Source organism: Telluria sp. ZB4P34 (assembly GCF_059686055.1).
Map to the genome: position 1 here is coordinate 40760 of NZ_JCASIF010000020.1, position 21579 is coordinate 62338.

A 21579-nucleotide genomic window follows, 5' to 3' on the forward strand; every position below is an offset into this window, starting at 1 on the left:
CATGAACGCACCGCAAGGACCGCAGCAGTTGGTACAGCAGCCGGCGCCGCACATCCGCATCGACGGCGTCAGCAAGATCTTCGCGACCGGCGGACGCACCGTCGCCGCGCTGCAGGACATCGGCCTGGAGATCCCACGCGGGCAGTTCACCTGCCTGCTCGGGCCCTCGGGCTGCGGCAAGTCCACGCTGCTGAATGCGGTGGCGGGCTTCTCGCTGCCCAGCAGCGGCCGGATCACCGTCGACGGCAAGCCGGTCGCGGCGCCGGGGCCGGAACGCGGCATGGTGTTCCAGGAATATGCGCTGTTCCCCTGGATGACGGTGGAGGACAACATCGCCTTCGGCCTGCACATCAAGGGCATGAGCAAGAGCGCCATCCGCGAACGGGTAGGGGACTTGCTGAAGATGCTGTCGCTGCTGGACTTCCGCCAGCGCTTTCCCAAGGACCTGTCGGGCGGCATGCGCCAGCGGGTGGCGATCGCGCGCGTGCTGGCGCTGGATTCGCCGATCATGCTGATGGACGAGCCCTTCGGCGCCCTCGACGCGCTCAACCGGCGCAACCTGCAGGACGAATTGCTGCGCATCTGGTCCGAGCTGAAGAAGACGATCCTGTTCGTCACCCACAGCATCGAGGAAGCCGTGTACCTGGCCGACCGCATCGTCGTGATGACCTACCGCCCGGGCACGGTCAAGCGCGACCTGCTGGTCGGGCTGCCGCACCCGCGCGACCCGGCGGCGCCGGAGTTCAACGCGCTCAAGCGCGAGCTGGGGGTCATGGTGATGGAAGAGCAGCAGCGCCACCACAGCGATGAATTGAGGATGGCGGCGGTGGACTGATTCGGGGCTGGTGGCCGCGCTGCGTGAAGCTGGATCCCGGCCTGCGCCGGGATGACGTGCATCTGTCGGAAGAGGGCTATCCACCACCGTAACCCGATGGTGTAGACTCCTATTATGCAGAACTCCCTCTTCTCCGCCGCGGCCCTGCTGTACGCGGTGTGCGCCCTGCTGCCGTCGCGCCGGGGCGCCGTCATTTCAGGCGTTACCGCCCTGGCCTGGGCGGTGCATGGCTCCGCGCTCGGGCTCGACGTGGCCGAGCCCGGCCAGTTGCGGGTCGGCTTCGCCATCATGCTGTCGAGCGCCCTGTGGGTCTCGGTGGCGGCCTACTGGCTGGAAAACCGCAACTTCGCCCTCGACGGCATGCGCCGCCTGGTCATGCCTTTCGCTTGCGTGGCCGCGCTGCTGCCGGTGATCTTCCCGGGCAGCCTGTTGCCGCTGAACGGCCAGACGCCCGCCTTCGGCTGGCACGTGCTGGTTGCCGTACTGGCCTACAGCACGCTCACCATCGCCGCCTTCCACGCCGTGCTGATGGCCCTGCAGGAAGCGCGGCTGCACACGCGCGCCGCCAGTGGCGGCTGGTTCGGCAGCGCGCTGGACCAGCTGCCGGCCCTGCTGACCATGGAAAAGCTGCTGTTCCGCGTGATCTGGATCGGCTTCATCCTGCTCAGCCTCACCGTGCTGTCCGGGGTCGTGTTCTCCGAGCAGCTGTTCGGCAGCGCGCTGCGCCTGGACCACAAGAGCGTGTTCGCGCTGCTGTCCTGGCTGCTGTTCGCGGCGCTGCTGGCGGGCCGCCGTTATCAAGGCTGGCGCGGCAAGACTGCGCTGCGCTTCACGCTGGCGGGCTTCGCCACCCTGGCGCTGGCCTACGTCGGCAGCCGCTTCGTGCTCGAAGTCGTGCTGCAGCGGGGCGTCGCATGAGCCGCATCCTGTTCTGGATCCTGCTGATCGGCCTGGTCGCTTTTGCCGTACGCGCCAAGCTCAAGGCCCTGGGCGCGCGCCGGCAGCCGCCGCCGGAGCAGGAGGCGCCGCAGCAAGCGGCGGCGGAAATCGAAACCATGACCCAGTGCGCCCATTGCGGCCTGCACTTCCCGGCCTCGGAAGCGGTGCACGCCGACGGTCACGACTACTGCTCGCCGGGCCACGTGCGCCTGCCGCCGCAGTAAGCGGGCCGATGCCGCCCTCCATGCCCAGCGCGGCGCGCACCACCCTGTGGCGCTCGCTCCAGACCTTTACCGTTACCCGCATCGTCATCGCGCTGGTGCTGCTGCTGTACCTGGGCGTGAGCAGCAACGGCGGCGGCCTGCGCCTGGATGCAGTCACCACCCCGATCTGCCTGTTCTACCTGGCGGTGGCGCTGGTGTTCGCCGGGTTCGGCACCTGGTGGCGCCACCGCTTCGTCCTGCAGCTGGGCGGCCAGGTCGCGCTCGACCTGGCCGTGATCTCGCTGCTCTACCTGGAATCGGGCGGCCTGCGCAGCGGCCTGGCGATCCTCTACCTGTTCCCGCTTGCCGGCGCCGCCATCCTGGCTCCCCTGACCCTGGCGCTGTTTTCGAGCGCACTCGCCACCCTGTTCCTGCTGCTGGAAGCCACCTGGCAGGTATTCATGCACGAGCGCCAGCCGCCACTGATGCAGGCCGGCCTGTACGGCGCCGCCTTCTTCGCCGGCGCGCTGGTGGTGAACCGGCTGGCTGCGCGCCTGATCAAGCAGGAAGAACTGGCGGCGCAGCGCGGCGTCGACCTGCGCATCCAGCAGCTGATCAACGGGATCGTCATCGCCGACGTCGGCGACGGCATCCTGGTGGCGGGCGACGACGGCGCGGTCTTCACCGGCAATCCGGCGGCGCGGCGCATGCTCGGCCTGGAGGGGGAGGCGGCCGGCTTCCGGCTCGGCGACGCGCCTGGACTGGAACCCCTGGCCGAAGCCTTCGGCGCCTGGCTGCAGGCGGGCGGCGACGGCGCGTCCTTCGTCACCGTCAAGCCGTACCGGGAAGAAAGCGGCCCGCTGCGCGGACGGCGCGACCAGCCGGTGCACCTGAAGCTGCGCTTCGCGCGCGTGGACACGCTCGGTGCGGCGCTGGGGCGCAGCGTGGCGTTCATGCAGGACGTCAGCGCCATCGAAAACCAGGCCCAGCAGCTCAAGCTGGCCTCGATGGGACGCCTCACCGCCAGCATCGCGCACGAGGTGCGCAACCCGCTGTCGGCGATCGGCCATGCCACCGCGCTGCTGGCCGAAGACCTGCATGGCCCGGCCGAGGTGCGCCTGCTGAAGATCATCGGCGACAACGTGGCGCGCGTGAACCGCATGGTCGAAGACATCCTGCAGCTGTCGCGCAAGGTGCAGCCGCACACCGAGCCGCTGCGCCTTGCCGCCTTTCTCGCCGAGCTCAAGGCCGAGTTCTGCGAAACCCACGGCCTGGCCGATGATATAGTTTATATAGGCGATCCCGGGAACAGTGCGGTGCGCTTCGACCCGCTGCACCTGCACGAAGTGCTGCTCAACCTGCTGGGCAACGCGGTGCGCTACGCCAGCCGCGAACCCGCCAGCATCCGCATCTTCCCGGCGCGCGACGCCGCCGGCCGCATCGAGCTGCACGTGCAGGACGACGGCCCCGGCATTACCCCGGAAGTGCGCGCCCACCTGTTCGAACCGTTCTACACTACGTCGAGCAAGGGCACGGGCCTGGGCCTGTACCTGGCGCGCGAGCTGTGCCTGAACAACAATGCGAAGCTCGACTACGAATACCGCTTTGACGCCGCGGCCATGGGGCCGCGCCGGGCGAGCGGACGCTTCGTGATCAGCTTTTCCGAGCCGGCCGGCGACGACAGCGCCGGCTGACAAGGACAGGAAGGACGACAGGAATTACCATGACCGCACCCCGCATCCTCGTGGTCGACGACGAAGCCGACCTGCGCGAACTGCTCGAGATCACCCTGCTCAAGATGGGGCTGGACGTCGACAGCGCCGCTACGCTGCGCCAGGCGCGCGGCCTGCTCGAGGAGCACGACTATGCATTGGTGCTGACCGACATGCGCCTGCCGGACGGACTCGGGCTGGAACTGGTGCGCGAAGTCACGGCCTCGCACAAGGGTACGCCGATCGCCGTCATCACCGCCTACGGCAGCGCCGAGAACGCGGTAGTGGCGCTCAAGGCGGGCGCCTTCGACTACATCTCCAAGCCGGTGGCGCTGGACGCGCTGCGCCTGATGGTGCGCTCGGCCCTGAAATTATCCGAAGCGCCGGCGGCGCCCCCCGACGGCGCCGCGCCCGGCTCGCGCATGATCGGCACCTCAAGCGCCATGGCGGCGCTGCGCGCCCAGATCGGGCGCCTGGCCCGCTCGAACGCGCCGATCTCGATCACCGGCGAATCCGGCAGCGGCAAGGAACTGGCGGCGCGCGAGATCCACGCCCAGAGTTCGCGCGCGAACAAACCCTTCGTGGCGGTGAACTGCGGCGCCATCCCGGAAACCCTGATGGAAGCCGAGTTCTTCGGCTACCGCAAGGGCGCCTTCACCGGCGCCGCCGAAGAGCGCGATGGCTTCTTCCAGGCGGCCAACGGCGGCACCCTGATGCTCGACGAAGTGGCCGACCTGCCGCTGCCGATGCAGGTCAAGCTGCTGCGCGTGATCCAGGAGCGGCGCGTGCGCAAGATCGGCGCGACCAGCGAGGAGCCGGTAGACGTGCGGATCATCAGCGCCACCCACCAGGACCTGGCGAAATGCGTCGAGCAGGGCAGGTTCAGGCAAGACCTGTTCTACCGCCTGAACGTGATCGAGCTGTCGCTGCCGCCGCTGCGCGAACGGATTGACGACCTGGCGCCGCTGGCGGACGCGATCCTGGCGCGGCTGGCGGGGCCGGGCCAGGCTTCCCTCGGTCCGGGCGTGCTCGACACGCTGCGCGCCTATTCATTCCCGGGCAATATCCGCGAACTCGAGAACGTGCTGGAGCGGGCGCTGGCGTTCGCGAACGACGGCGTGATCGAAGTCGGCGACCTGTCGCTGAAGGCGGCGCGGCCGGGCGAGGGTCAGCAGCGCGAGCCGGCCGCGGCCGCCGCGCAGGTTCGGGAGCGGGCGCCGGAAGTGGAACCGCCGTCCGACGTCGTCCAGCAGGCGCCGCCCGGGCCGGCCCCGTTCGGCCCGAACGGCTTGCCCGGCAACCTGCCCGAGTACCTGAGCCAGGTGGAACGCGACATCATCGGGCGCGCCCTGCAGCAGACCGGCTTCAACCGCACCCAGGCCGCCGCGCTGCTGGGGATCAGCGTACGCCAGCTGCGCTACCAGATGCAAAAGCTCGATATCTGCGCGCCGGACGATCTGGCTTGAGAGGGAACGCGATGTCATCATGTTGTCTTTTCGCCAGTGCAAAATCGACAATTTCAATGCATGCGGCATTGCACTGATTACGCATTGTGCAGTCCTTTCGAGCTAGGTTAGCGCTCACTCACCGGATACTGCCCGCCATTCAGGCTATAACGTCTTGTCAAGCCTACGCAGCTAAAAAAAGCGAAAAAATTGGGACGTAATTCGCTTGCCCTGACATGGGTCAGCCACTACAATTAGTCTCATATCAACGTCAAACACTAGATGTAGTGGTACTGAACAAAAAGGCAGTCGGTTCAGGCAAGACGTGAAGCTTGCTCTGCAAGCGACTGATTCATCAGCGATTTTCATTGACCCCGTGTATCTGGCAGCCAGCGAGGCGTTCCGGCTGGCGGGGCATCGCTTTGCTTAAAAACAACCACGGCAGGTCGGCTGCCACTGGAGGCTCAATGCACACAGCACAAGACATTTCGATCAATCCGCACGTCGCCTCGAGCGCATCGCCTACCGCCACGCCGGCGGAGATCGTTGCGCGCGGCGACTACCGTGTCATCCGCCGCAACGGCGCCGTGGTCGCATTCGAGCCGCACAAGATCTCGGTCGCGATGACCAAGGCCTTCCTCGCCGTCGCCGGCGGGCAGGGCGCCGTCTCGGCCCGCATCCGCGAGCTGGTGGAACAGCTGACCAATAACGTGGTGGCCGCGCTGGTGCGCCGCCAGCCGAACGGCGGTACTTTCCACATCGAAGACGTGCAGGACCAGGTCGAACTGTCGCTGATGCGCTCGGGCGAGCATGACGTCGCGCGCGAATACGTGCTGTACCGCGCCAAGCGCATGGAAGAGCGCAAGGCCGCCAAGGAAGCCGCCGGCGGTACCCAGGTCGCCGCGCCGCAGATCAACGTGGTCGACGGCGGCCAGCGCCGCCCGCTGGACATCAACGATGTCCACGCCCTCGTGAACGCCGCCTGCTCGGGCCTGGAAAAGCACGTCGACGCCGACGCGATCGTCGCCGAAACCCTGAAGAACCTGTACGACGGCGTGCCGGTCGAAGAGCTGTACAAGTCGGCCATCCTGGCCGCCCGCGCCCTGATGGAAACCGACCCGGCCTACAGCCAGGTCACCGCGCGCATCCTGCTGCACACCATCCGCAAGGAAGTCTTCGGCCACGAAGTGCCGCAGGCCGGCGCCGCTGCCGAGTACATCACCTACTTCCCGAAATACATCGCCAAGGGCATCGAGAACGAACTGCTGGACGAAGAACTGGGCAAGTTCGACCTCGAGCGCCTGGCGAAAGCCCTGGTTGCCGACCGCGACCTGCAGTTCGGCTACATCGGCCTGCAGACCCTGTACGACCGCTACTTCCTGCACGTGCGCGAAACCCGCATCGAGATGCCGCAGGCCTTCTACATGCGCGTCGCGATGGGCCTGGCCCTGCGCGAAGCCGACCGCGAAGCGCGCGCCATCGAGTTCTACAACCTGCTGTCGTCGTTCGACTTCATGAGCTCGACCCCGACCCTGTTCAACTCGGGTACCCGCCGCTCGCAGCTGTCCTCGTGCTATCTCACCACCGTCGGCGACGACCTGGAAGGCATCTACGACGCCATCAAGGAAAACGCACTGCTGTCGAAATTCGCCGGCGGCCTGGGCAACGACTGGACTCCGGTCCGTGCACTCGGTTCGCGCATCAAGGGCACCAACGGCAAGTCGCAGGGCGTGGTGCCGTTCCTGAAAGTGGTCAACGACACCGCCGTGGCGGTGAACCAGGGCGGCAAGCGCAAGGGCGCCGTCTGCGCCTACCTGGAAACCTGGCACATGGACATCGAGGAATTCCTCGACCTGCGCAAGAACACCGGCGACGACCGCCGCCGCACCCACGACATGAACACCGCGAACTGGATCCCGGACCTGTTCATGAAGCGCGTGATGGAAAAGGGCTACTGGAGCCTGTTCTCGCCGAGCGAGACGCCTGACCTGCACGACAAGGTCGGCAAGGCCTTCGAAGAAGCCTACGTCGGCTACGAAGCCAAGGCCGCGCGCGGCGAAATGACCGTGTACAAGAAGGTCGAAGCGCTCGACCTGTGGCGCAAGATGCTGTCGATGCTGTTCGAGACCGGCCACCCGTGGATCACCTTCAAGGATCCGTGCAACATCCGCTCGCCGCAGCAGCACGTGGGCGTGGTGCACTCCTCGAACCTGTGCACCGAGATCACCCTGAACACCAGCGCCGACGAGATCGCCGTCTGCAACCTGGGCTCGGTGAACCTGCCGCAGCACATGAAGAGCGATGGCCTGGACCACGCCAAGCTGCAGAAGACCATCCGCACCGCGATGCGCATGCTGGACAACGTCATCGACATCAACTACTACGCCGTGGACAAGGCGCGCAATTCGAACATGCGCCACCGCCCGGTGGGCATGGGCATCATGGGTCACCAGGATTGCCTGCACATGATGCGCGTGCCCTTCGCCTCCGACAAGGCCGTTGAATTCGCCGACAAGTCGATGGAAGCCGTCTGCTACTACGCCTACCTGGCCTCGACCGAACTGGCCGAAGAACGCGGCCGCTACGAGTCGTACGAAGGCTCGCTGTGGGACCGCGGCATCCTGCCGCAGGACTCGATCAAGCTGCTGGCGGAAGAGCGCGGCGGCTACCTCGAGCAGGACACCAGCGAGTCGATGGACTGGACCCCGGTGCGCGAGCGCATCAAGCAGTTCGGCATGCGTAACTCGAACTGCGTGGCGATCGCCCCGACCGCGACGATCTCGAACATCATCGGCGTGTCGGCCTGCATCGAGCCGACCTTCCAGAACCTGTACGTGAAGTCGAACCTGTCGGGCGAATTCACCGAGATCAACGCCTACCTGGTGCGCGACCTGAAGGCGCGCGACCTGTGGGACGAAGTGATGATCGCCGACCTGAAGTACTTCGACGGTTCGCTCTCCAAGATCGACCGCGTGCCGCAAGACCTGCGCGACATCTACGCCACCGCCTTCGAACTCGAACCGAAGTGGCTGGTGGAAGCCGCCTCGCGCCGCCAGAAGTGGATCGACCAGGCCCAGTCGCTGAACATCTACATGGCCGGCGCCTCGGGCAAGAAGCTGGATGAAACCTACAAGCTGGCCTGGCTGCGCGGCCTGAAGACCACCTACTACCTGCGCACCATCGCGGCGACGCACATGGAGAAGTCGACCACCCGTACTGGCGCCCTGAACGCGGTGTCGGTCTCGGGCGGCCTGTCGGGCGGCCACGCAGCCCCGGCCGGCGCGCCTGCCGCGGCGAATGCGTCGGCGGCTGCGGTTCCAACTGCAGCGGCAGCAGCGGCCAGCGCGGAGATCGTGGACGGCGCCGCCTGCTACCTGCGTCCGGGCGACGCCGGTTTCGACGAGTGCGAGGCGTGCCAATAAGCTGCCAATAAGCTGCCAATAAGCGCCAATAAGCGACATCGGGTGCGAGCCGGCATGAACGCCGGTTCGCACCGCTGACTTTACTGAACCAATACCACCGATCGTCCGCTACGCGCGGACGCGGTGACGAAAGAAGGAACGACACCATGCTCTCTTGGGACGACGAACCAAGCACCGCACCAGCCCCCCGCGCACCGCAAGCCGCCGGCGAGGCCGCACCTCCGGCCGCCGAAGTGGCCAAGCGCGTCAATGCCGACGACAAGCGCATCATCAACGGCCAGACCGACGTCAACCAGCTGGTGCCGTTCAAGTACAAGTGGGCCTGGGACAAGTACCTGGCCGGCTGCGCCAACCACTGGATGCCGCAGGAAGTGAACATGCAGCGCGACATCGAGCTGTGGAAGAGCCCGAACGGCCTGTCGGAAGACGAGCGCCGCCTGGTCAAGCGCAACCTCGGCTTCTTCACCACCGCCGACTCGCTGGCCGCCAACAACATCGTGCTGGGCACCTACCGCCACATCACGGCGCCGGAATGCCGCCAGTACCTGCTGCGCCAGGCCTTCGAAGAAGCGATCCACACCCACGCCTACCAGTACATCGTCGAATCGCTGGGCCTGGACGAGAAGGAAATCTTCAACGCCTACAACGAGATCGCGTCGATCCACGACAAGGACCAGTTCCTGATCCCCTTCATCAACGTCCTGACCGACCCGGAATTCAAGACCGGCACCCTGGAAGCCGACCAGCAGCTGCTGAAGTCGATCATCGTGTTCGCCTGCCTGATGGAAGGCCTGTTCTTCTACGTCGGCTTCACCCAGATCCTGGCGCTGGGCCGCCAGAACAAGATGACCGGCGCCGCCGAGCAGTACCAGTACATCCTGCGCGACGAGTCGATGCACGTGAACTTCGGCATTGACCTGATCAACACGATCAAGATGGAAAACCCGATGCTGTGGACCCCGGCCTTCCGCGAAGAGCTGAAAGCCCTGTTCCTGCAGGCCGTCGAACTCGAATACCGCTACGCCGAAGACACCATGCCGCGCGGCGTGCTGGGCCTGAACGCCCCGATGTTCAAGGGCTACCTGCGCTTCATCGCCAACCGCCGCGCCGTGCAGATCGGCCTGGAGCCGCTGTTCCCGAACGAAGAGAATCCGTTCCCGTGGATGAGCGAGATGATCGACCTGAAGAAGGAGCGTAACTTCTTCGAAACGCGCGTGACCGAGTACCAGACCGGTGGTGCGCTGAGCTGGGATTGATCGTCCGGATATGCCTCATGCAAACCCGGCTGCCAGCGATGACAGCCGGGTTTTTCTTTGGTAGGCAGGCTCTGCTAAGCTTGCATTCCCGATCGTAGTCAACCATCGTCAAGGACGACGCCATGCGCCCCGAACAAGCCGATACGCTGCTCAAGACATTGAAGCTTCGCTTCGACCAGAACATGCAGCGCCATGCCGGCCTCGCATGGCCAATGGTCGAGGCAAGGCTCAACGGCGATGCTGCCGCCCTGCGTTCGCTGACAGAGATGGAAGCCACCGGCGGCGAGCCGGACGTCGTCGGCCTCGACGAGGGCAGTGGCAGCATCCTTTTCTGCGACTGCTCTCCCGAGACCCCGCAAGGCCGCCGCAGCATCTGCTACGACCGCGCCGCACTTGAATCACGCAAGGAGCACAAGCCGCGCACCAGTGCGCTCGACATAGCGGCCGAGATGGGCATTGCGCTGCTCACCGAAGAGCAGTACCGCCACCTGCAGACGCTGGGCGAATTCGACCGCAAGTCGTCCAGCTGGATCGTGACACCGCCGGAGGTCCGGAAACTGGGCGGCGCACTGTTCTGCGACCGCCGCTATGGCCGGGTGTTCACCTACCACAACGGCGCCGAGTCGTATTATGCGGCGCGCGGCTTCCGCGGCCTGTTGCGCATCTAGGCACCGCGACACCGGCTCGACCAGATGATGCTGAAGCGGGAGTGCATTCCTGAGCCGGCTGGCCGGCTTTCCGCTGTGGACGGTCTCAGCCCGCCGCGAGCGCCCCGGCTTCCCCTTTCCCTTCAAATGCGGGATGCACTTCGTCGACGTGGACGGTAAAGCGGCAAGCCAGCCGGGGAGGGTGGCGCGCCAGATGCCGCGCCACCGTGTCCTGCACCGCGGCGCCGATTTGCGCGACCGCTTCCGGCGCCCGTCCCGGCGTCAAGCGCACGTTCACGTACAGGAAACCGCGCTCGCCATCTGGCCCTACCGCCGCATGGCCGGCGGCATGGGCCAGCACCCGCGTTCCCCCTGCGGGCACGAGCGCCTCTCCCTCCCGGCCGCGCAAGGCAATCATGGCATGGAGCAGACTGTGGCACAACGCTTGCATGTGCTTTCCATCGTCGATATTCGACGAGTATTCGATTCTGACATGAGGCATAGTGCTCCCTGATTCGTGAAAAACATCCTTATTCTATATCACCTTTGGTAATCGTTTTCCTTTTCATCCCCTGCAAGCTCATCCATTTGAACCCGCCGAATGGCGCGATTCATCTAACTGTTGTAAACGATGTGTGTGCGTATTGACGCGCACTTACTGCTCTGCTAGCTTGATATTAGGTTAAACGTTTACTCTCGTTTGACCCTGCGGCAGCGCCTGTTTCATGCAGCGCGGTGAGCTCGGCGTTTCCTCGGCACTCAATCGAACAGATGATCAGGAGACAGCTTTGAATACGATGCACAAGCCCTTTTCACGAAGCGTTCTGCCGGCAGTTTTGCTGGCATTCAGCCTTCCTTGCGCCGCACAGACGGTGCGCTACCTGCAGACCTTCAACGGACTGCCGACCAATCAGCTGTGGGACAACAACCTGGACAGCGCCAAGCCGAGCGCACATCCGGAAAACATCCTCGTCACCGCTGGCTGTGGACCGGACAGTTCCAACTGCCTGCGGCAGGTGTACCGGCATTTCGACGGCATCCACAAACAACCTGCGTCGAACCCGGTCTTCACGACCGATTCGAGCGGCAAGGTGATCTGGGCGCCATCCACCGCCAGCACGACCAACACGGCGACCGATGTCATCCAGGCCAACATCATGATCAGCGGGAACACGAGCGGCTCGAGCAGCGCGACCGCCACGCCGGTGCCGTCGAAGGCCTATACCTTGACCTACCGGGTATATTTCGAGCCCGGATTCGATTTTGCGAAAGGCGGCAAGCTGCCCGGCCTGGCGTCCAAGGCCTTCGACAGTGGATGTACCGAGGACGGCAGCTCGAAGCGTTCGGGAGACAACTGGAGCGTGAGGCTGATGTGGCGTGCCAATGGCCGGGTCGAATTGTATTCCTACGACCAGAGCAGGCCGTCGGGTAGTTGCGGCATCAATACCCTGATCGACCATGTCGATGGGGAGCCGCCGTACGAAGTGCCGGGGCAGATCCCGCCTGGTAGCGACAAGTTCCGGTTCGTTCCCAACGTCTGGTACACCATCACGCTGGGCGTGAAGGTCAACGACAACAATGCTGTCGTCTACAAGAAAGACAGCAATGGCAACAACGTACTGGATAGCCTGGGCGACCCGATTCCGGTCAGTGGCAACGGCGCGGAATACCTGAAAATCGATGGTTCGGATGGATCGACCACGACCCTCGTCGTGTCCAACGTGGCCTTGCGCGATGAATGTAACGGCGCCTGTCCCTCGACCGTACCCGACACGCCCGCTACCTGGGTGAATGCGCTGTTCTACAGCAGTTTTTTCGGTGGTAACGAAACGAAGCGCGTCCAGTGCTTGAATACGACGGCGCCGGCGTACCCCGGGCTGACGCAGGCGCGCTACGATCAACTGTGCGCCTCGCAGCGCAACCCGGCCATCTTCCCGCAGCTGACGTGGAATCCTATGACTTACACGGCCGCACGCTTCGACGACTTCAAGGTGGTCGAAGGCTTCCCGGGCGCCGCCGATGCAACGGCGCCGAGCGCGCCCACGGCCCTGGTCGCCGCAGCCGCCTCGGGTACGCAGATCAATCTGAGCTGGGGTGCATCCAGCGACAACGTCGGCGTGGTCGGGTATCGGGTGTACCGGGGGACGAGCCTGGTCGGTTCGCCGACGACCGCCAGTTTCAGCGATACCGGCCGAACGCCGGCCACCACCTATACGTACACGGTGAAGGCGATCGACGCGGCGGGCAACCTGTCGGCCGCCAGCAATGCGGCAAGCGCAACGACCGCGGCATCGACCAGCGACACCCAGGCGCCAACCGTGCCTGCCGGGCTGACGGCAAGTGCGAACTCGTCGAGCCAGATCGCATTGAACTGGAGCGCATCGACCGACAACGTCGGGGTCGCCGGCTATCGGGTCTATCGCGGCACGACCCTGGTCGGCTCACCTGCCGGCACCACATTCACCGACACCGGACTGACGCCATCGACCTCGTATAGCTACACGGTGAGAGCGATCGACGCCGCAGGTAACCTGTCGGCGGCAAGCAATACCGCAAGCGCGACAACGACTGCCGGCAGTACTTCCGCCGTCACGCTCCTGCCGACGGACGATGCCTACACGCGCGACAGCACGAACGCCGCCAATAACTACGGCGCCGACAGCAGCTTGATCGTCAAGACCGACAGTGCAGGCGGCAACCGCCACAGCTACCTCAAGTTCAACCTTGCCACGGCCGGTTCCATTGTCAATAGTGCGAAGTTGCGGCTGTATGGATCGTCCAGCGCGGCGACGACCCTGACCGCCTACCAGGCCGCCGACACGTGGACCAATTCCGGATTAACCTGGAATAACGCGCCGGCATCGGGCAGTGCGGCCGGGAGTGTGGTGCTCGGCGCGGCGGCAAAGTATTACGAGATCGACGTCACCGCTTATGTGCGCGCCCAGCTTGCCGGCGATCGGGTGATCAGCTTCGTGCTGAAGGAAAGCGCCGGAAAGTACACGACCTTCAATAGCAGCAACAACAGCGCGAACCGACCTCAGCTGATCATCAATTGAGGGCAAGGGGGTATGTCCGGACAAGGATATGCCCCCTGCGTCGGAACGAGGGGCGGCCCGCCATTCGTGCCGCGTGCATGTGCGGGCGGGTGGCCTCAAGCCAGGCGCCGCGCCTCAACCGCCAGCGTGGCGCCGGCTTGACCAGGTGATGATCGAAGCTCCATCACTGCTGGCGCTTCTTCTCTTCTTTCTTGACCTTCTTCGCTTCCTTTTTTTCCTTCACGGTCTTGGCCGGTTCCTTCTTGGTGGATTTCTTCGCGTCCTGGGTTTTACTCATCATTTCTCCAATCATTGGTTCAATATCGCTCATGCCCGGCTCGGGCCGGATGGCATAACGGCTGCCGGCTGTCATGCGATCCAGTATGCCTGACAAGCCTGGCGCCTGCTACACGCAGTGGAGCGGCTGCAAGATGAACGCGTGACCAAGCAGTCTGATCACCGTTTCGATCTTGTACGGCTTCGGCGTAAACGCATGCAAATGCTGATTCGCGGCCAGTATGCCGGGCGGCGTGAAGCCTGAGGTGAGCACGATCTTCACCTCGGGGTAGCGTTGCCTGACTGTCATGGCCAGGTGCAGGCCCGTCATGGCCGGCATCATGATGTCGGAGAAGACAGCATTGATCTCCTGATCCTCCGTGATCGCTCGCAGCCCATCTTCGGCCGAATACACCACGCGGTTCGGAATTGCATATGCGCTCAGCAATGCTCCCGCGATGTCGGCCAGTTCTCGCTGGTCGTCGATGACGAGTACCTTGAGCCTGCTCGTGTCGCGCGCGGTGTCCTGGCCTTGCTCATGGTTCATCATGTCCATCCTGATGCCGCTTGACGTGTCGCGCCAGCGGCCCTGCCGATGGCGGAATTCGATAGGTGTTGCGGCATGTCACGATGGAGCACGTCCTGCCGGCTGCACCCGACCCGGGGCGGCGAACGCCGGCCCCCTCGTCAAGTGGTTTTAGCCGTTCATCCGTACGACGCCATCCACGATCCTGACATGGTCGCCGCCCTGCCATGCCGGCTGGCCGGCCTGTGCCACCGTCCTGCTCGATCCATTGTCCATACGCACCGTGGTTTCATAGCTGCGCGTCGACCTCGCGTGCTTTTCGATCTGGTTGCCGGCAAGCGCGCCGCCGATGGCGCCGACCACGGTCATCGCTTCCTTGCCATGACCGCCGCCGACCTGGTTGCCCAACAGGCCGCCCACCACCGCGCCGCCCGCAGCCCCGAGGCCGCTTCCGTCGCCCCGGGTGTTGACGGTGCGGACCGATTCGACGACCCCGCAGTTCTGGCAGACCACGGCGGGTGCGCGGCGCACCGGCTCGGCGCGCGCTGTGCGGTGCACGGCCGGCGCCTGCACACGCTGGGAGGAGGCCTTGTCGGCCACCGGGGCGGCGCTGAGCACCGTCACCGCGCCGTCGCGAGTTACATCGGCCCCGTTCGACGTCGGAATCCAGCCCAGCACGGCGGCGGTTCCGGTGAGGCACAGCAATACGACGGCGGTACTGGCGGCGATCAGCATCGGATGGGTACGGTTTTTTGAAACGCTGTTGAGTGGCATGTTCATGGTTTTTCTTTCTGGTGAGGTGAATGTCTGGGGGACGGGCGAATCACTGCAGGCCTGGACCGTTGTCGTTATTAGCCTGAAGGAAACAATTTCCGTCGGTGCATCGTTATCCGCTGTCTGAACCGGTCCTTCTGTGGCTTAGCGAACACAAGGCAAATTATTTATAGACTGCTAGGCGACCCAGGGGGGGCAGGTTTGGCGGGACGCACAGCGCGTTTCAGGCGGGCAGCGAGCGCCGCAACGCGAAAATTCCCGATTTTCCTGGCGATAAAGAAGACGCAGGGAATGCAGTAGGACCAGCCGTGCTGCTGGAAGGCCCAGACCAGGGCCACGATGCTCGACGTCGCGAGCATGACGGTGGGCGAGGAAAACAGGTTCAAGTAACTGAAGGAAGGGGAGACGCTCGTTGCGCTGATGATGCTGGTGCCGGGTACGGGGTACATGACTGCTTTCTTTGGACTTTTCCATGCTTCGACGCATGTGGCTCATGCAGAGCGGGAAAAGCTGGAAGCGCCTGCTTGCGGCGACTCCTGCATACCGGACTATGGCGTGCCGCCAGACGCCGGACAGTTCGGTAGCGCGCACAGAAAGTGTTAAATTTCCTATTCACATTTTTATAGCTGGGACGAACGGCGCGTGTTACCCTGCCTTGTTCTTCTTTCCATTCTCACCCGGCAAATACGTGGCCTGCGTCCATGCAAGACCCCAAGCAAAATCACCTTCTCGCGGCCCTGCTCGATGCAGAGTTCGACCGTCTATCGCCCCATCTCGAGTGCGTCCGCCTGCTGCTCGGCGATGTGCTGTCTGAATCCGGCGCACAGCTCGAGTACGTCTATTTCCCGACCACGGCCATTATTTCCATCCATTATTTGCTGGAAAATGGCGGCTCGTCCGAAATCGCCGGCGTCGGCAACGAAGGGCTGCTGGGGGTGGCGCTCTTCATGGGCGGCAGCACGACGCCGAGCCGCGCCGTGATCCAGACCGGCGGCTTCGGGTATCGGCTGCCGGCGCGGATCCTGATGGAGGAGTTCAACCGGGCCGGCCCGGTGATGCGCCTGCTCCTGCGCTATACCCAGGCCCTGCTGACCCATATGTCGCAAACCGCGGTATGCAACCGCCACCATACCGTGGAGCAGCAACTGTGCCGCTGGCTGCTGCTCACGCTCGACCGCCTCGGGGCGGGCGAACTCAGGATGACGCAGGAGCTCATCTCGAACATGCTGGGCGTGCGGCGCGAAGGCGTCACCGAAGCCGCCGGCAGGTTGCAGGCGCACGGCTATATCAGCTGCCGGCGCGGCCATATCACGGTGCTCGACCGGGCCGGGCTCGAGCAGCAGGTATGCGAGTGCTATGGCGTGGTCAAGAAGGAATTCGCACGCCTGCTGTCCGACGTACGGCAGCACCAAGGCGCTGCCCCCGTGCGCCGTGTCGCCTGAGGGCGGCGGCCTCACACCGTTCCGGGAGCCGATGGGCGCTCGCCGGATATTCAATGGCATCATGCAAAACATCCGACAATTTTCCCTCGAGCGCCTGATCACAGCCGGTTTTACCGCCACCTTGGCCGTACTGCTCGGGGTGAGCGTATTCGCGCTCCAGGCCGCCGGCGACGCAGCGGCCACGACCCGCATCGGCGCCAGCCTGGTCCTGCTGTCGTGCTTCCTGGCCGGCCTGCTGTGGCTCGCGCGGCGGCAGTCCGGCCGGCGCACTGCGCTGGAAGCAAAGACGCAGTCGGCCCCCCTGCTGAAGGCCGGGGCGCTGCAGAACGCGATTTTCAACAGCGTCAATTTTTCGAGCATCGCCACGGACGCCGAAGGCGTGATCCAGATTTTCAACGTCGGCGCCCAGCGCATGCTGGGCTATGCGCCGGGCGACGTGATCGACAGGCTGACGCCGGCAAACATCTCGGACGCACAGGAACTCGTCGAGCGCGCGGCATCCCTGAGCAGCGAGTTCGGCGCCAGTATCAGTCCGGGCTTCGAGGCACTGGTCTACAAGGCGCTGCGCGGCATCGAAGACATCTACGAGCTGACCTATATCCGTGCGGACCAGACGCGCTTTCCCGCCCTGGTGTCGGTGACGGCCCTGCGCGGCGCCGACAACGAGGTGATCGGTTTCCTGCTGATCGGCACCGACAATACGGCCCGCAAGAAGGCGGATGCTGCACAGGCGCTGCTCGACCAGCGCCTGCGCGACCAGCAGTTCTACACGCGCTCGCTGATCGAATCCAATATCGACCCCCTGATCACGACCGATCCGCGCGGCATGATCAGCGACGTCAACAAGCAAACCGAGATGCTCACCGGCCGCACCCGAGACGAGCTGATCGGTGCGCCGTTCAAGAGCTGCTTCACCGAGCCGCAGCGCGCCGACGAGGCGATCAGCCGCGTCCTCCACGACGGCAAGCTGACGAATTACGAACTGACGGCGCTGGCGCGCGACGGCAAGCAGACGGTGGTGTCGTTCAACGCGACCACCTTCCACGACCGCGACCGCACCCTGCAGGGCGTCTTCGCGGCGGCGCGCGACGTCACCGAACGCAAGCGCTTCGAACACGCGCTGCAGGAGACCAACCTTGAGCTCGGCGCCGCCAGGGAAGCGGCCGACAAGGCCAACCTGGCGAAGTCGGAATTCCTCTCGAGCATGAGCCATGAACTGCGCACGCCGCTGAATGCCGTGCTGGGTTTTGCCCAGCTGATGGGATCCGAAGTGCCGCCGCCGGAGCCGCGCCAGCAGCGTTCGATCGACCAGATCCTCAAGGGCGGCTGGTACTTGCTGCGCCTGATCAACGAAATCCTCGACCTGTCCATGATCGAGGCGGGCAAGGTGACGATGTCCCAGGAATCGATGTCGATCAACGATGTGCTGCAAGACTGCAGGGGAATGATCGAACCGGAGGCCGGCAGGCGCGGCCTCGCGATGCGCTTCCCGGCGCCCGGCGATGATTTTTATGTGCATGCCGACCGTACCCGCATCAAACAAGTCATGATCAACCTGCTGTCGAATGCGATCAAGTACAACCGGGCCGGCGGCAGCGTCATCGTCGAGTGTGCCCTCAGCGGCGAACGCGTCCGGATCAACGTGAGGGACACCGGCGCCGGCCTGTCGCCGGATCAGCTCGAGCAGCTGTTCCAGCCGTTTAACCGCATCGGACAGCATGACAGTGCCGAGGAAGGCACCGGCATCGGGCTGGTGGTCACCAGGCAGCTGGTCGAACTGATGGGTGGGCGGATCGGCGTCGACAGCGTGGTCGGCACCGGGACGGTATTCTGGGTCGAATTCGCGGCATCGGCGCCCCCCAGCCTGGTGCTCGACAACATCGACGACGACGCACTGGAACGGCGCTACGTCGCGGCGCAGGAGCCAGGCGACCAGCCTACCCTGCTGTACGTCGAGGACAACCCGGCCAATCTCGCGCTGGTCGAACAGCTGATCGCACGCCGCGGCGACCTGAAACTGCTCACGGCGATCGACGCCCCTCTTGGCATCGAACTGGCGCGGACCTACCTGCCCGACGTGATCCTGATGGACATCAACCTGCCCGGCATCAGCGGTTACGGAGCGCTCAAGCGCCTGCGCGACGATCCGGTGACGGCGCATATTCCGGTGCTGGCGCTGTCGGCCAATGCGGTTCCGCGCGATATCGAAAAAGGCCTGGAAGCAGGCTTCTTCCGTTACCTGACCAAGCCGATCCGCGTCCATGAATTCATGACCGCGCTCGACCTCGCCCTGGTGCATGCGGCCAGCGGCCAGTCCCTCCAGCCTGCCGAGCAGATCCAATAACATGCCCACGATTCTCCAGAGGACCCGCCATGCTTGACGCCGCCGACTTCCTGAACGCCGCCATCCTGATCGTAGACGACCAGGAAGCGAACGTGATGCTGCTCGAGCAGATGTTGCGCAACGAGGGTTACTGCAACATCACGACCACCCAGGATCCGCGCGCGGTCTCCGGACTGCACGCGCGCCAGCGCTTCGACCTGATCCTGCTCGACCTGCAAATGCCCGAGATGGACGGCTTCGAAGTGCTCGACGGCCTCAGGACCATCGAACCCGCCAGCTACCTGCCGGTGCTGGTGATCACCGCCCAGCCGGCCCACAAGCTGCGCGCCCTGAAGGCGGGAGCGAAGGATTTCGTCAGCAAGCCCTTCGACTTCGTCGAAGTCCAGACCCGGATCCACAACCTGCTGGAAGTACGCCTGCTGTACCGCAAACTGGCCGATCACAACCAGGTGCTCGAGCAGACGGTGCTCGAGCGCACCGCCGAGTTGCGGCGTAGCGAAGCGCGCTTCCAGCGCTTCACCGAATTGTCGTCGGACTGGTACTGGGAGCAGGACGCCAGCGGAAAACTCACGCAGTTTTCCGGTCCGGTCGCGGAAATGCTCGGCATCAGCCAGGGCGCAACGGCCGAGGAAGTGGCCGTGGCGGGCTGGAACGTGCAGGAACGGGCGATTCTCGACGCCAGGATCGCGAACCGGGAACCCTTCCTTGATTTCATTTACAGCCGGACCTTGCCGGACGGCCGTGTACAGGTTCTCCAGGTCAGTGGCGAGCCGATGTTCGACGCGAATAGCGCATTTGCCGGATACCGGGGCATCGGACTTGACGTCAGCGAGCGCATGCAACGCGCCTGAGGCGCACCTGACTTACCTCTGGCGACATCGATCCCGATGTCCGCCGGCCCGAGCCAATCGGGCTCGCCCCACCCAGTTTGCGTCATGCGCCCGGCCGTGTGTTCGGTTCCGAACAGAACAGCGTCAATCGTCAGCGCATGATGGTCCCACTCTCCGCTACCGTCCCGCCCGCGTCCGTCTGATGCCGGCGGCGCCTCCCGGCCGATCTCTTCCCAGCCACCTGCAACCGTGCCAGGCATAGTCGCGCCCTTCGCGTTGCCGGCAGGAGACACTGTCGGCCCAAAGGCAGGCGCGGCGAGAGGTCACAGGAACAACCAGGAGAACCACATGATTTTGATTGCAGACGATGACTCGGACTTCGCCGAGAACTGTTCCATGATGCTGGAATCTTACGGCTACGACGTGAACGTCGTCGCGAACGGTGCGCAAGCGCTGGACAGGATCGCGTCGCGACAGCCGGAGCTCCTCATTTCCGATTGCTCGATGCCCGGCATGAGCGGGATCGAGCTGAGCCGCCAACTCAGGACCGGCGCGATGGCCAGTGACTTGCCTATCTTGCTGATGAGCGGTTCGCTGCAATGCCGGGTGGCGCCCGGGAAGAGTTACGACGCCTTCCTGCGCAAGCCTTTCCTCGCGGAAGATTTATTGCTCGAAGTGCGCAAGCTGCTGCAGCGCAGCGCAGCCGACAAGGAGCACGCATGAAACTGTCGGATTTTATTCGCACCCACCTCGAAAGCATTCTGCAGGAGTGGGAAGATTTTGCTTCGACCATGGAGCCGCTGGGCGATGGCAACAAGACCGAGTTGCGCGATCATGCCGCCGCTGTCCTGAAAGTCGTCGCCGCCGACCTGGACACGCCGCAGGCGGAGGACGAGAGCATCGCCAAGTCCAAGGGGCTGGGGCCGCAGGCGGACGACGATACGGCGGCCGAGATCCACGCGGCCGACCGTGTCGCCTCGGGCTTTACCGGCGAACAGGTGATGGCGGAATACCGTGCACTGCGCTCGAGTGTCCTGCGCCTGTGGGCGCGCCAGGTCGAGATCACCACTCCCGACGATATCCAGGACATGATCCGCTTCAATGAGTCGATCGACCAGGCGCAGACCGAATCGATGGCGCGCTACGCGAAAATGCTGCGCGAAGCCCAGAACCTGTTCCTCGCCATTCTGGGCCATGATGTCCGCACCCCGCTGGGTGCGATCAGCATGGGCGCGCAAGTCCTGTTGCACGACCAGACCTTGCCCTCGAAAGCCTTGAAGGTGGGCCTCAGGATATTCAACAGCTCGAAGCGCATGGACGCGATCGTCCGCGACCTGCTGGATTTTTCGACGACCCACCTGGGCGACGGCATACCCGTCGATCCGCATAACGTCGATCTTGCCGAGATCTGCCTCGGCGTCGTCGAGGAGGCCCGCACCTTTCATCCGGACCGGAAGATCGACCTGGTGGTGGAAGGCGACTTGATGGGCGCCTGGGACGGCGCACGCATCGCCCAGGCGTTTTCCAATCTGATCTCCAATGCAGTGCAGCACGGCCGCCCCGATAGCGCGATCAGGGTCTCGCTGCGCGGTTTCCGGGATGAAGTGCATTACGAAGTGAAGAACGAAGCCGAACTCATTCCGCCGGCCAAGCTGCGTACCCTGTTCGACCCTGTGAAGCGCTTCGCCATCCGTCCTGCAAGCGAGCGAATCGCATCCAGCACCCAGAACCTGGGACTGGGCCTGTATGTCGTCAAGCAGATCGTCACGGCGCACGAGGGCGAGGTGTCGGTCAGCTCGAGCGAGGACGACGGCGTCGTCTTTTCTGCCCGGCTGCCGCGGCTGCAGCCGCAGCGCAGGAACGACGACTGAGGGACGCGCTGGCGCGAACCCG

General features: G+C 64.5%; 19 protein-coding genes. 14 read left to right on the forward strand and 5 right to left on the reverse strand.

Annotated features, from left to right (window positions below):
- Position 1: 1 nt before the first annotated feature.
- From AC56KL_RS21260 to AC56KL_RS21295, 8 genes are all read left to right on the forward strand, one after another.
- Entirely contained in the window at positions 2 to 835 is an 834-nt protein-coding gene (locus AC56KL_RS21260) for an ABC transporter ATP-binding protein (RefSeq protein ID WP_497182169.1), read from the forward strand.
- Between the two features lie 114 nt (positions 836 to 949).
- Positions 950 to 1753: a cytochrome C assembly family protein gene (locus AC56KL_RS21265; protein ID WP_497182170.1), complete on the forward strand. Its 804-nt coding sequence runs from the start codon at positions 950 to 952 to the stop codon at positions 1751 to 1753.
- Complete coding sequence (locus AC56KL_RS21270) at positions 1750 to 1998, forward strand: PP0621 family protein (protein WP_497182171.1); 249 nt, start codon at positions 1750 to 1752, stop codon at positions 1996 to 1998. Before AC56KL_RS21265 ends, AC56KL_RS21270 begins: the two co-directional genes overlap by 4 nt.
- An 8-nt stretch (positions 1999 to 2006) precedes the next feature.
- Positions 2007 to 3671, forward strand: a complete 1665-nt coding sequence (locus tag AC56KL_RS21275; protein ID WP_497182172.1) for a two-component system sensor histidine kinase NtrB — start codon at positions 2007 to 2009, stop codon at positions 3669 to 3671.
- 29 nt (positions 3672 to 3700) lie between these two features.
- Positions 3701 to 5155, forward strand: a complete 1455-nt coding sequence (locus AC56KL_RS21280; RefSeq protein ID WP_497182173.1) for a sigma-54-dependent transcriptional regulator — start codon at positions 3701 to 3703, stop codon at positions 5153 to 5155.
- A 446-nt stretch (positions 5156 to 5601) separates the two neighbouring features.
- Complete coding sequence (locus tag AC56KL_RS21285) at positions 5602 to 8556, forward strand: ribonucleoside-diphosphate reductase subunit alpha (RefSeq protein ID WP_497182174.1); 2955 nt, start codon at positions 5602 to 5604, stop codon at positions 8554 to 8556.
- 146 nt (positions 8557 to 8702) lie between these two features.
- Positions 8703 to 9812 carry a ribonucleotide-diphosphate reductase subunit beta gene (locus tag AC56KL_RS21290; protein ID WP_497182175.1) on the forward strand — a complete coding sequence of 370 codons (1110 nt, stop codon included), beginning with the start codon at positions 8703 to 8705 and terminating at the stop codon, positions 9810 to 9812.
- A gap of 122 nt (positions 9813 to 9934) precedes the next feature.
- Entirely contained in the window at positions 9935 to 10480 is a 546-nt protein-coding gene (locus AC56KL_RS21295; RefSeq protein WP_497182176.1) for a DUF4256 domain-containing protein, read from the forward strand.
- A gap of 85 nt (positions 10481 to 10565) precedes the next feature.
- Here the strand turns inward: AC56KL_RS21295 and AC56KL_RS21300 are convergent, their stop codons facing one another.
- Positions 10566 to 10961 (reverse strand): tautomerase family protein, encoded by a 396-nt coding sequence (locus tag AC56KL_RS21300; protein ID WP_497182177.1) that lies wholly within the window; start codon positions 10959 to 10961, stop codon positions 10566 to 10568.
- Between the two features lie 223 nt (positions 10962 to 11184).
- Here AC56KL_RS21300 and AC56KL_RS21305 point away from each other — a divergent pair, with 223 nt between their 5' ends.
- Positions 11185 to 13515, forward strand: coding sequence for a CBM96 family carbohydrate-binding protein (locus AC56KL_RS21305; protein WP_497182178.1), 2331 nt, complete (start codon positions 11185 to 11187; stop codon positions 13513 to 13515).
- Between the two features lie 163 nt (positions 13516 to 13678).
- On the opposite strand, the gene AC56KL_RS21310 is transcribed toward AC56KL_RS21305, so the two are convergent.
- From AC56KL_RS21310 to AC56KL_RS21325, 4 genes are all read right to left on the reverse strand, one after another.
- Positions 13679 to 13867 (reverse strand): hypothetical protein, encoded by a 189-nt coding sequence (locus tag AC56KL_RS21310; RefSeq protein ID WP_497182179.1) that lies wholly within the window; start codon positions 13865 to 13867, stop codon positions 13679 to 13681.
- A gap of 33 nt (positions 13868 to 13900) precedes the next feature.
- A complete protein-coding gene (locus AC56KL_RS21315) occupies positions 13901 to 14320 on the reverse strand; it encodes a response regulator (protein ID WP_497182180.1) in 420 nt (139 codons plus the stop codon).
- Positions 14321 to 14467: 147 nt separating this feature from the next.
- A complete protein-coding gene (locus AC56KL_RS21320) occupies positions 14468 to 15076 on the reverse strand; it encodes an outer membrane lipoprotein (protein ID WP_497182181.1) in 609 nt (202 codons plus the stop codon).
- A 161-nt stretch (positions 15077 to 15237) separates the two neighbouring features.
- A complete protein-coding gene (locus tag AC56KL_RS21325; RefSeq protein ID WP_497182182.1) occupies positions 15238 to 15519 on the reverse strand; it encodes a hypothetical protein in 282 nt (93 codons plus the stop codon).
- A 252-nt stretch (positions 15520 to 15771) separates the two neighbouring features.
- Here AC56KL_RS21325 and AC56KL_RS21330 point away from each other — a divergent pair, with 252 nt between their 5' ends.
- The 5 genes from AC56KL_RS21330 to AC56KL_RS21350 all read left to right on the forward strand — a co-directional run bounded on the left by AC56KL_RS21330 (position 15772) and on the right by AC56KL_RS21350 (position 21557).
- Positions 15772 to 16512: a Crp/Fnr family transcriptional regulator gene (locus tag AC56KL_RS21330; RefSeq protein ID WP_497182183.1), complete on the forward strand. Its 741-nt coding sequence runs from the start codon at positions 15772 to 15774 to the stop codon at positions 16510 to 16512.
- Between the two features lie 61 nt (positions 16513 to 16573).
- Positions 16574 to 18856 carry a PAS domain-containing hybrid sensor histidine kinase/response regulator gene (locus tag AC56KL_RS21335; RefSeq protein WP_497182184.1) on the forward strand — a complete coding sequence of 761 codons (2283 nt, stop codon included), beginning with the start codon at positions 16574 to 16576 and terminating at the stop codon, positions 18854 to 18856.
- Positions 18857 to 18885: 29 nt separating this feature from the next.
- Complete coding sequence (locus AC56KL_RS21340) at positions 18886 to 19707, forward strand: response regulator (RefSeq protein WP_497182185.1); 822 nt, start codon at positions 18886 to 18888, stop codon at positions 19705 to 19707.
- Between the two features lie 327 nt (positions 19708 to 20034).
- Complete coding sequence (locus AC56KL_RS21345; RefSeq protein WP_497182186.1) at positions 20035 to 20409, forward strand: response regulator; 375 nt, start codon at positions 20035 to 20037, stop codon at positions 20407 to 20409.
- The gene (locus AC56KL_RS21350) at positions 20406 to 21557 is read left to right on the forward strand and encodes a sensor histidine kinase (RefSeq protein ID WP_497182187.1); all 1152 of its coding nucleotides are present in this window, start codon (positions 20406 to 20408) and stop codon (positions 21555 to 21557) included. The genes AC56KL_RS21345 and AC56KL_RS21350 overlap by 4 nt, the downstream gene beginning before the upstream one ends.
- Positions 21558 to 21579 lie beyond the last annotated feature (22 nt).

Coding starts and splice junctions, on each gene's coding strand:
- AC56KL_RS21260 (WP_497182169.1), top strand. CDS start 2: ATGAACGCACCGCAAGGACCGCAGCAGTTGGTACAGCAGCCGGCGCCG.
- AC56KL_RS21265 (WP_497182170.1), top strand. CDS start 950: ATGCAGAACTCCCTCTTCTCCGCCGCGGCCCTGCTGTACGCGGTGTGC.
- AC56KL_RS21270 (WP_497182171.1), top strand. CDS start 1,750: ATGAGCCGCATCCTGTTCTGGATCCTGCTGATCGGCCTGGTCGCTTTT.
- AC56KL_RS21275 (WP_497182172.1), top strand. CDS start 2,007: ATGCCGCCCTCCATGCCCAGCGCGGCGCGCACCACCCTGTGGCGCTCG.
- AC56KL_RS21280 (WP_497182173.1), top strand. CDS start 3,701: ATGACCGCACCCCGCATCCTCGTGGTCGACGACGAAGCCGACCTGCGC.
- AC56KL_RS21285 (WP_497182174.1), top strand. CDS start 5,602: ATGCACACAGCACAAGACATTTCGATCAATCCGCACGTCGCCTCGAGC.
- AC56KL_RS21290 (WP_497182175.1), top strand. CDS start 8,703: ATGCTCTCTTGGGACGACGAACCAAGCACCGCACCAGCCCCCCGCGCA.
- AC56KL_RS21295 (WP_497182176.1), top strand. CDS start 9,935: ATGCGCCCCGAACAAGCCGATACGCTGCTCAAGACATTGAAGCTTCGC.
- AC56KL_RS21300 (WP_497182177.1), bottom strand. CDS start 10,961: ATGCCTCATGTCAGAATCGAATACTCGTCGAATATCGACGATGGAAAG.
- AC56KL_RS21305 (WP_497182178.1), top strand. CDS start 11,185: ATGCAGCGCGGTGAGCTCGGCGTTTCCTCGGCACTCAATCGAACAGAT.
- AC56KL_RS21310 (WP_497182179.1), bottom strand. CDS start 13,867: ATGACAGCCGGCAGCCGTTATGCCATCCGGCCCGAGCCGGGCATGAGC.
- AC56KL_RS21315 (WP_497182180.1), bottom strand. CDS start 14,320: ATGATGAACCATGAGCAAGGCCAGGACACCGCGCGCGACACGAGCAGG.
- AC56KL_RS21320 (WP_497182181.1), bottom strand. CDS start 15,076: ATGAACATGCCACTCAACAGCGTTTCAAAAAACCGTACCCATCCGATG.
- AC56KL_RS21325 (WP_497182182.1), bottom strand. CDS start 15,519: ATGTACCCCGTACCCGGCACCAGCATCATCAGCGCAACGAGCGTCTCC.
- AC56KL_RS21330 (WP_497182183.1), top strand. CDS start 15,772: ATGCAAGACCCCAAGCAAAATCACCTTCTCGCGGCCCTGCTCGATGCA.
- AC56KL_RS21335 (WP_497182184.1), top strand. CDS start 16,574: ATGCAAAACATCCGACAATTTTCCCTCGAGCGCCTGATCACAGCCGGT.
- AC56KL_RS21340 (WP_497182185.1), top strand. CDS start 18,886: ATGCTTGACGCCGCCGACTTCCTGAACGCCGCCATCCTGATCGTAGAC.
- AC56KL_RS21345 (WP_497182186.1), top strand. CDS start 20,035: ATGATTTTGATTGCAGACGATGACTCGGACTTCGCCGAGAACTGTTCC.
- AC56KL_RS21350 (WP_497182187.1), top strand. CDS start 20,406: ATGAAACTGTCGGATTTTATTCGCACCCACCTCGAAAGCATTCTGCAG.